Below are 8,611 nucleotides of genomic sequence, written 5' to 3' on the forward strand. Positions count from 1 at the left end.
CCACCTCGGTAAAAGCACCGCTATCGATCAGCACCTCGCCGCAACCGAGCGGCTTTTTGCGGCCGAGCAACCGCCGCCAGCTGATACAAGCGCGGCCGAAATGCTGACCATCGGATGGCTGGTGTAGTCCGACGTAGAAGAGGACTTCGCTCATTCCGCAGCCTCCGCAAAGGCATGCCGCACCAGCCCATCGCAGCCACCGCCCATGCCGGCGGAGAGAACGACCGTCATCCGGTTGTCGAGTGAAAAGGGTGCGTTCATCGTTCCGCCTTCAGCCATGCGGCGAAGCTGGCGCGCAGCGCTTTCCACGCTTCGCTTGCCGCCCCGCCATTGTTGAGTTCTTTTCGCGATTGCACGCCGAGCAGGCTGCGCACCTTTTGCGCCACGCGCTCGTCGGTCAGTGGCTTTTCCAGCCCATGCCGCTCATGCAGGAACACCTTGAACGCCGGCTCCTGGCACTTCATGCCGCACTCGGCGGCGAAGTTTTTCACGTCGCTCGCCGCCGGTTCGCCGCGCTGCTCGATCTGGCGGCGTGGCGCCGGCTCGCCCCTTAAGTCACGGATCTTGCCGAACGCATCGTCGAGCAGCCGCAGCAGGAAGGCCACGGTGTCCGGCGCATTGCAGACGAAGTCGATCTCGTCGACCGTCGCGGCATCGAAGCGCAGCAGCACCAGCAATTCGCCCATCTCGCCGCGCGCCTCTACGAAGGCTCCGGCCTCGCCATGCACGCGCGTCCAATCGGCCGGCGCGATGGCCGCGAGTGACTCGCGGATGGCGAGCAGCTTTGTCGCGTTGGGCGAGAGAACGGCGGCGTTCATGGCATGCGCCCGTGTTTGCGCATGGCGCGGCCCAAGACCTTCGCCGCCCGTTCCAGCGATTTACGAGCGGCGATCTCGCCTGCACCGAACTTCGCCTGCGCCAAACGGTCGGCCGCGCCGGCAACCTGGCGACACGCCTCCATGATGTCGTCATCGGCCTTGCTGATTGTCCTCGGCTTTGCTGCCGGGATCGCAGCCGCTATTCGCTCGACCTCCGCCATCAGCATTTCGCGCACCACGGGCGCCAGCGCGCGGGCAAGGGGATCGACTTGTCTGCCGAGCGCGGTCATGAAGCACCTCCCGCGAATTCAGCCAGGCCGGCGCGGAACAGTTCGGCACTGGCGGCGAGATCAGCGGGCGGCATGCCTGCGGCATCGCGCACGGCGAGACCAAGCGAAAGCCGCAATGCGACGAAGTTCCAGCCGGCTTCGAACCCAGCCCGGCGACAGGCGGCTGCGATGACCTCGTGATATTTGAGGATCACGGAATCGGGCATGCGGAGCAGGGTGTCGGCGCGCGCGCGATCACCATCGGCATCGTGCAACTCGCGCAGGATCGGGAGCATGAAATCGGTCATCCATCCATCCTCCCGATTGATGATCTCCGCCAATTCCTGCGACTGGCGGTCTTGTTCGGCCTTCCAAGAACCAGTCATCGCGCATCGCCTTCATGCCGCGTTTCACATGGAACGCATGCTGTAACAGGTTGACTAAGCAGTGTTTTCCGCGTCACACGGCGGCGTTTCACATCGGCGAGATAGAAATCCATCGGTCGCAGTCGAAGCGCCTTGCAAAGGGTCAGGAAGCTGCCCACCGTCAGGTTTGAGCGGCTCTGCTTGGCCCGTGTGATCATGGCGACGTTGAGCGCAGGGAAGGCGTCCACAGCTTGGCGGACAGAGACGCCGTCAAGACGGCGGCGCACGGTTGCGGCGAAGCGGTCGCGGTCGAACGGGTCAGCCATTGCCGGCCTCCCGCAGCTTGCGGTCAAGCGCACGCTTCAGCTCCTTCAACTGGCGTTCGGTCTCAGGATCCGGTGCGCGCTCTTTCGGCTCGGGATAATGTGCATCTCCTCGGAGCCGCTTCGCCTCGATCGCGGCTGCATAACAACCTGCTGAATTCTTATCGGGATCGTATTGGGGCGGCTCGCACGGTGCGTGCTTTCCGCCGCCAAAGATGTATTCCCGCCACGGCGTCCAACACCAGGTACCGTCACGGTAGCGGAAAAATCCCCACTTTCGTGATGGTCGCCCAGTCCAGACGATGGTGATGATCTTGCGCCCATCGAAACACGGCAGAGGCGGGGCTCCACGCACCCGCCCGGGCCAGTCGTGCCACCATTCTCCTGAGAAGCGCCCCAGAACCCTGTGCAGGTATCTGGCATTGCGGTGGTGGATGCGAAACGCGCGAACCAGCCTTCGCTTGGTAGCCCATCCCATCTTGAGGGCCACCATTGGCAACTCGGCATGATCGCGATCACTTTCGAGTATCGGGAGCGTGAACTCCTCGACGTAGCTGGTCAGCGGGAACGTCCAGAAATCCCACGGATGGTCATGAGGATTGGGATCGGCATCGCCACGATGGAAGATGTGCAGGCGCAGCCGGCCAAACCATAGACGGGTCATGTACGGCGTCGAATACTCGCCGTCGGTGCCATAGATCGTTTCGCAGCCAAGGAAGGTCACTCCGCCGCCTCCGCAACATTGCCACCGATCACAAGCTCATCGCCATCCTCGCCGTAGGCGTAGAGCAAGCCGTCGTCGAACCCGTTCCATTCGCGTGCAAGGTCGTCATCGGACAGGGTGAGCAACCGATCACGCAGTGCCCGCAACGTGCGCCGGTTGGTGGTTCGCGCCTCGGCGATCGTTTCCGCCACGGCCTCGCGATATTTCTGCTTGCCCTTCGCCTCGACGGCCTGGTCGATCTCATCAATGCCCAGCATGTCGAACATGGTCGGCACGGCGCGCTTGGCTTCCGCCTCGCGGCAGTAGCGCGTGCCGTCGCGAAAATAGGTGTCGGAAAGTTCGGAGGCCTGCCCGCGCCGGCCCTTCAGGATGGCGCGATAGGGCACGGTCATCAGCCCGCCGAACGGGTCGTAGACGATGTCGCCGGGATTGGAGTAGCGGTCGATCAGCCGGTCGACGATGTCGAACTGCAGCGGGCAGACATGCTTTTCCAGGTTGCGGAACGCCTGCTGCCCGTTCAGCGTCAGCATGCGCACCACGTCCGTCCAGATTGCCGGATGCTTCGAAGGCGGATCGAGCGTCATGTAGGTCTTCGACAGGCTGTCGCGCGCGGCCAGTTCCTCGCCCAGCTTCACATGCATCTCGAAATCGTAGATCGCCTCTTCCGAGACTTTTTGGAACAGCGTCCGCAGCGGCTTCGGCCCGAGCCGTACAAGCTCATCGGTGGTCAGCAGCCGGTCGCCTGACGACGGCCAGAAGGCGTGCGCGTCGAGCTGCCAGCGCGCCAGCGTGTAGCCGCTGTCGGGCACCTGCGGCCGGCGGTCGCCATCGCTCCAGCGCTCGTGCTGGCCATCGGCCGCAACCACCAGCGGTTTTGCATGCGCCACCGGCTGGTCGGCATAGCCGCGCGACAGGTCGCTCTGCGGCCGGCGAAACAGCAGCACATATTCCGGACAGCCGACGCCCATCTTGGTGGCGTCCTTCATCATCTCGGAATAGGTCAGCCGGTAGGTCTGGTTGTTCTCCTTCACCACGTCGGTGGCGATGGTGATCATGCCGATGTACTGAAAGCCGTGCTTCAGATAGTGGAAGATCGCCTCGGCGTGGAACGGCGACACGGTGGGCACGCCTTCACCGGTCACCGAGCCGAACAGCACCCGGTCCTTGACATGGATACAGGCCAGCCGGCCGGGCTGCAGGATGCGCAGCAGCTCCGGCGTCAAAAAGTCCATCTGCGCCCAGAAATGGTCGTTGTCGTCGGTGTGGCCGTAGTCGTTGTAGCTCGCCGTGTATTCGTAGTGGTTGGCGAACGGGATCGAGGTGACGATCTCGCCGACGCTGGCGCTTGCCGTCTGGCGCGCCTCCAGCACCGCATCATTGTGGGCGATGACGAACATGTCGCCGCGCTCTTCACGTCTAGCGACGCCGATCGAGCGTGATAGCACGTCGTCGAGCGGCAGGCCGTCGAGTCCATAGCGGAGGATGATCTCCGCCATGCGCGCCATCAGCCGCTCATGCTCGGCCCATTTGCCTTCCAAGTTGCGGCGCACCTCGCGCTCGGCTTCCGAGAAGATGATGTCGATGCGGCATTCCTGCAGCTGGCCGAAGCGCACGATGCGGTGCACCGCCTGGATGAAGTCATGGAACTTGAAGCCGACGCCGACGAAGATCGCCCAGTGGCAGTGTTTCTGGAAATTGTTGCCGGCCCCCGACATTTCCGGCTTGGTGGCCAGGTATTTGAACTTGCCGTCCTTGAAGCCGATGGCGTTCTGTTCGTTCGGGTCCAGCCCCTGCGTGCCATAGATCGAGCGCACGCCCGGCACCACCGCCTCGATCGCCCGCCGCTCATCCTCGAGGTCGTGCCACAGCAGGGCGTGCGAAGCAGGATCCTCGGCAAGCAGCGCGCTCATCTTGTCGATGCGGGCTGCCAGGCTGTCGCGCTTGGCGGCACTGGCCTGCACCACGCCGAGCGCCGTGTTGCGGATCAGCAGGCCTTGCCCATCGCGGTCGTAACCGGCCGTCGAATGGTCGATCGGCACCTCGTGCCAGTTCACCGTCACCGCCGGCAGCACATAGCCGTCGTCGGGAAAGCCGAGATCCGACGGCGATTGCAGGAACACCGCCCAGCTGTGCACCCACAGCCAGAACTCATCTTCCTTGTGCGGGAACAGCGTCAGGTCGCCGGCCGTCTCCGAATTGCGCTGGAAGAACCGCGTCAGCGCCTGGCCGGTGTCCATGATGCCGAGGAAGCCGGCATAGTGAATCAGTTCCTTGGTCCGGTTCGGCGACGGCGTCGCCGTGGCGACGAACTTGAAGCGCACCGCCTTGAACAGCGGCAGGAATGTCTGGAACGTCTTGGTGCCATAGCCGCGCAGCACCGCCGCCTCGTCCAGGCTGGCGGCAACGAAGCGCGACGCGTCGATCTTGCCGGCCAGCACGCTTTCATAATTGGTCAGGTAGATCGTGTCGGCGCTGTCGACCTCGGCATCGCTGCGGATGAATTTCAGCGTGACGCCGAATTCACCCTGGAACCGCTCCGCCGCCTCGGCGAAGAACTCATGCCGCACCCCCAACGGAATGACGATCAATCGCAGCCCGGGCGCGAACTTGCCGATCAGGCGCATCAGCTCGATCTGCATGAACGTCTTGTGCAGCCCGAACGACGCGAAGATGCCGCGGCTGCCGCCCTTCAGCGCCCAGCGCACGATCGCCCGGCAATGCGGGGCACCGGCCGGGTTGATGTCGTCGAGTGCTACATCGAAGCCGTCGGCTTTCGCCAGCTGCATCTTGCCGCGCAGGAAGGTCAGGTAGGGATCGTCGGAGGCGAGCGCGTTCATGCCGGCACCGCCTTGATGTCGCGCCCGAACTGCACCGCAATCTGGGCAAAGCCGCATTTCTCGGCCAGGGCGAACATCCGGGTGTTGTGACAGAGCGCGCCGAAATCCAGTCGCCCCGCGCCCATCGTCGCAGCCGCTGCGGACGTGCGCTCGATCAGGGCCGTGGCGATGCCGAGGCCACGATGCGACGGCTCGACATAGAGCAGATCGAGCCAGACCAGGTCATGGCCTTCCGGCTGGTAGTAGATCGCCATGCCGACCGGCTTTGACCGCTGCCCCGTTCCTTCGAGCGCGAACACGCCCCATTCGAAGCCTGTCAGTTTCTCCCGTCCGGCATCGATCGCCCCCTCAGTGATCATCCTGGCGAAGAAGCGTTTCGCAATCTTCATCCAGTCGGGCGCCAGAGGCACGTTCATGTAACGGATCGTCATGCCGGCCTGCCCTCCGTAGCCTTGGCGAAGGCGGGCACCGCCTTCTGGAGCCTGTCCAGATCACGGCCAATCATCGCGTGCTGAACGCGCAGGGCCGCCAGGTGAGCAGCCATTTGATCCGGCGGGATATCCTCAGTCCGCTTGAGCAAGCTACGCAGCTCAAGCGCGTCGGCGCGGGCGAAGGCGAGATGTTTCGTAAATTCGGTCATGCCGGCACCGCCTTGCGCGGGCGCCCTCGTTTGGAAACAGGTGCCGTCTCTCCGGCTGTCGCACCACTTTCGGCGGCTGCTCGCTCGCAGGTGTCGCTACCCGTCTCTCCGGCTGTCACGCCATTCTCGCTGGCGTTCACGTCCAGTTCTCTCCGCATGACTAAGGCGCTGCAGGCACTGGCAACCCCGCCCACCTTCTCGGCTGCCGCTTCCGGCAAATCTCCAACCTCAAAGCCCCAATGATCCCAGCCCGGCCGTGGCGCGCGGCAGAACAGTTCGATCTTGGCCACTCCGGGGAAAAGCCGCTCGATCGTCTCGGCGAAGAAATCCGGCTTGGCGGAATGCTTTGTCTTGCGCTCGCGGTGCACCGTCTCCGGCTGCGAGCCAGGCAAGGGCGCGGCGACATCGCCGCGGCGGCCGATGAGCAGGATTTCGTGACGGTCGCGGCCCCAATAGCCGGTGCCGGCAACTTCCTTGTCCCAGATCCAGTGATGCACATAGGTGAAGCCGAGCTCGGCCAGCACCCGCAACCCGTCGAGCAGCATCGGGTTGGTCGCCCAGCAATAGATGACGGCGTTTTCGCTGAACGGATCGAGCTGTTTCAACAGATCGATGATCTCGTCGGTCGTCATCGTCGGATAGTGGTTTTCGGCGCTCTTTTCGCGCCCCGTCACTTCCGAGCGGACACCATATTTCCACGGACAATCGAGATAGCCGACCGGATAGGTGCGCTTGAGCTTGCCCGGCGCCGTGGCTCGGCCGTTGGCCCGCACCATGTCCATATGCGTCAGCCGCACGGCGTGGCGCAGCTTCTGCCGCTCGGCACGGATCTCTTTCGCCCGCGCCACGATGTGCTTTTCCTCGCGCGCCAGCACCTCACGCTGCGCCTCGACAGCCAGGTCGGACAGCGCCTCGCCGGCGTGCACGGAAACCCGGCCGTCGCGGATGGCCTCAATCAGTTCGGCCGCACCATGGTCTCGAATGCGCTTGGCGGCGATCACCGCGCGTTCCGAAATCGACAGCCGTCTAGCTGCCTCCCGGGTCGGCAAATTTGCTGACCCGGCGGTGCTCTGGTTGATGCCGATATCCCAGTCGACCAGCCGCGCCGCCACCATGGCGCGTTGGCTCTCCGACAGATGCCGGCGGTGCAAGTTCAGCGACAGCACGAAGCCGAGCGGATCATCGCCGTCATAGTCGACCAAGACCGGCTCGACCTCGGCGAAAACGCACGCGGCATAGCGGTTGCGCCCGTCCAGTATCTTGCCGTCCAGCAGCACGATCGGCTCGCGCTGGCCATAGGTGACGATGTCGTCGGCCATCTCGTGCATTTCCTGCTCCGACAGCATCGGAAACAGTTCGGCCAGCGGGTGCGCTAGAAGGTCGCTCACTTGGCCACCTCTTCGGCAGGCCACACGCCACGCCTGCGAAGCTCCGCTTCCCACCCCTCGCGAACAGGCGTCGAGCAGTGCGCGATCGCGTCTCGCCAGGTCGGCCAGCGGCCGTTATCGGCATAGAACGCATACTGGTAGTAGAGGCTTTGCGCGTTGTGCGGCTCGTCTGAACCGTGCGCTGGACGATGGCCGCACACATGACACGCGTCCAACGCGGGAGGCATGAGGCCACAAGAGGCCTCCCGATCTTCGGTCACCTCACCCGTGGCCATGTCGACGACTTGGATTTTCCCAGGGAGGGCCTTCATTTCTTCACCGCCTTCCGCCGCCTGCGCTTCCGCCGCACCACGCCGTTGGCGGCGTCACGCCGTTTCTGGTTTTCGATGTGACTGACCATCTCCAGATGATCCGGATTGACGCAGCGCCGGTTGTGGCACTTGTGGTCGATCTGCTTGTTGCGCGGCACATAGCCGAATTCATTGGTGAAGCTGACTATGTGAGCGGCGACCGTGCGGTCGTTCAGCTTCATGCGAGGATAGCCGCCGCCGCGACCGGTGCCGCTGTCGCCCATAGTCCAGAACCAGCACGGCGTGCTGAAACCGCCATCGCGGATATCGATGGCGGCGTTGATACGCTCTGCGATGTGGGCGCGGCGGTCGAACATCAGGACACCTTCGCCATGCGATAGGACCCGGGGTTGCGCGACGCCGGTCGCACCACGGTTGTGACTAGGCCGGTGTCGATCAGCTCGGCCATGTAGTCGCTGCCATGCCCGGCACTGATCCTGGCGGCGCTGGCGAACTCGCGCAGGCCGCCGCTCACCACGCCTGCGGCATTGGCTTCCCTGCGCATGACGTTCCACAGCTTTGCGGCCTGGCTCGAAACGCCGTGCTGGCGGGCGAACGCATCGGCGCAAAAGCCGGTGTCATCCGGCGGCTCGTCAACGATCGCTTCGAAGTGCCGCTGCACGAAGGTCGTAGAGCTGACCCCCGCCTTGCGCGCGGCGGCTTCGATCTTGAGGTTCGTCAACCGGTCGCACTTCACCGAGAACCGGTAAAAGCTGTCGGCGCGCTCTTCGGGGTCACGGCGGGCAAGGCTGGCCATCACGCTGCCACCTTCCGGCGCGCCCGGTAGAGCGAGCTGATGCCTTCGTCGATCTCGCGAACCGCCGCCCGCTTTGCCGCGGCGATGTCGGAACGCCCGGCGACGACTGCCGCGAGCGATGTCACCGCCTCGCTGGTTTC

12 protein-coding genes are annotated in these 8,611 nt (G+C 64.2%); all 12 read right to left on the minus strand.

The annotated features are described in order from the left end of the window. Nucleotides 1-257: 257 nt before the first annotated feature. The 12 genes from EN984_RS13315 to EN984_RS13370 are packed head-to-tail and all read right to left on the minus strand — an operon-like array spanning nucleotide 258 to nucleotide 8,471. Nucleotides 258-818, minus strand: a complete 561-nt coding sequence (locus EN984_RS13315; RefSeq protein ID WP_127266769.1) for a hypothetical protein — start codon at nucleotides 816-818, stop codon at nucleotides 258-260. Continuing rightward, a complete protein-coding gene (locus tag EN984_RS13320) occupies nucleotides 815-1,108 on the minus strand; it encodes a hypothetical protein (RefSeq protein ID WP_127266768.1) in 294 nt (97 codons plus the stop codon). The genes EN984_RS13315 and EN984_RS13320 overlap by 4 nt, the downstream gene beginning before the upstream one ends. Then, complete coding sequence (locus EN984_RS13325; RefSeq protein WP_236383315.1) at nucleotides 1,105-1,473, minus strand: hypothetical protein; 369 nt, start codon at nucleotides 1,471-1,473, stop codon at nucleotides 1,105-1,107. Before EN984_RS13325 ends, EN984_RS13320 begins: the two co-directional genes overlap by 4 nt. Then, nucleotides 1,470-1,778: a hypothetical protein gene (locus tag EN984_RS13330; RefSeq protein WP_127266767.1), complete on the minus strand. Its 309-nt coding sequence runs from the start codon at nucleotides 1,776-1,778 to the stop codon at nucleotides 1,470-1,472. Before EN984_RS13330 ends, EN984_RS13325 begins: the two co-directional genes overlap by 4 nt. Then, entirely contained in the window at nucleotides 1,771-2,499 is a 729-nt protein-coding gene (locus EN984_RS13335; protein WP_127266766.1) for a hypothetical protein, read from the minus strand. Before EN984_RS13335 ends, EN984_RS13330 begins: the two co-directional genes overlap by 8 nt. Beyond that, a complete protein-coding gene (locus tag EN984_RS13340; protein WP_127266765.1) occupies nucleotides 2,496-5,336 on the minus strand; it encodes a DNA methyltransferase in 2,841 nt (946 codons plus the stop codon). The genes EN984_RS13335 and EN984_RS13340 overlap by 4 nt, the downstream gene beginning before the upstream one ends. Then, complete coding sequence (locus EN984_RS13345) at nucleotides 5,333-5,767, minus strand: GNAT family N-acetyltransferase (RefSeq protein WP_127266764.1); 435 nt, start codon at nucleotides 5,765-5,767, stop codon at nucleotides 5,333-5,335. The genes EN984_RS13340 and EN984_RS13345 overlap by 4 nt, the downstream gene beginning before the upstream one ends. Beyond that, on the minus strand, nucleotides 5,764-5,976 hold the full coding sequence (locus EN984_RS13350) for a hypothetical protein (protein WP_127266763.1): 213 nt from the start codon (nucleotides 5,974-5,976) through the stop codon (nucleotides 5,764-5,766). The genes EN984_RS13345 and EN984_RS13350 overlap by 4 nt, the downstream gene beginning before the upstream one ends. Further along, nucleotides 5,973-7,322, minus strand: a complete 1,350-nt coding sequence (locus EN984_RS13355) for an MT-A70 family methyltransferase (RefSeq protein WP_127266782.1) — start codon at nucleotides 7,320-7,322, stop codon at nucleotides 5,973-5,975. The genes EN984_RS13350 and EN984_RS13355 overlap by 4 nt, the downstream gene beginning before the upstream one ends. A gap of 38 nt (nucleotides 7,323-7,360) precedes the next feature. Beyond that, nucleotides 7,361-7,675 (minus strand): hypothetical protein, encoded by a 315-nt coding sequence (locus EN984_RS13360; protein ID WP_127266762.1) that lies wholly within the window; start codon nucleotides 7,673-7,675, stop codon nucleotides 7,361-7,363. After that, nucleotides 7,672-8,031: an HNH endonuclease signature motif containing protein gene (locus EN984_RS13365; protein ID WP_127266761.1), complete on the minus strand. Its 360-nt coding sequence runs from the start codon at nucleotides 8,029-8,031 to the stop codon at nucleotides 7,672-7,674. Before EN984_RS13365 ends, EN984_RS13360 begins: the two co-directional genes overlap by 4 nt. Further along, nucleotides 8,031-8,471 carry a hypothetical protein gene (locus tag EN984_RS13370; RefSeq protein WP_127269937.1) on the minus strand — a complete coding sequence of 147 codons (441 nt, stop codon included), beginning with the start codon at nucleotides 8,469-8,471 and terminating at the stop codon, nucleotides 8,031-8,033. The genes EN984_RS13365 and EN984_RS13370 overlap by 1 nt, the downstream gene beginning before the upstream one ends. Between the last annotated feature and the right edge of the window lie 140 nt (nucleotides 8,472-8,611).

Source organism: Mesorhizobium sp. M7A.F.Ca.CA.004.12.1.1 (assembly GCF_003997835.1).
GTDB lineage: Bacteria > Pseudomonadota > Alphaproteobacteria > Rhizobiales > Rhizobiaceae > Mesorhizobium.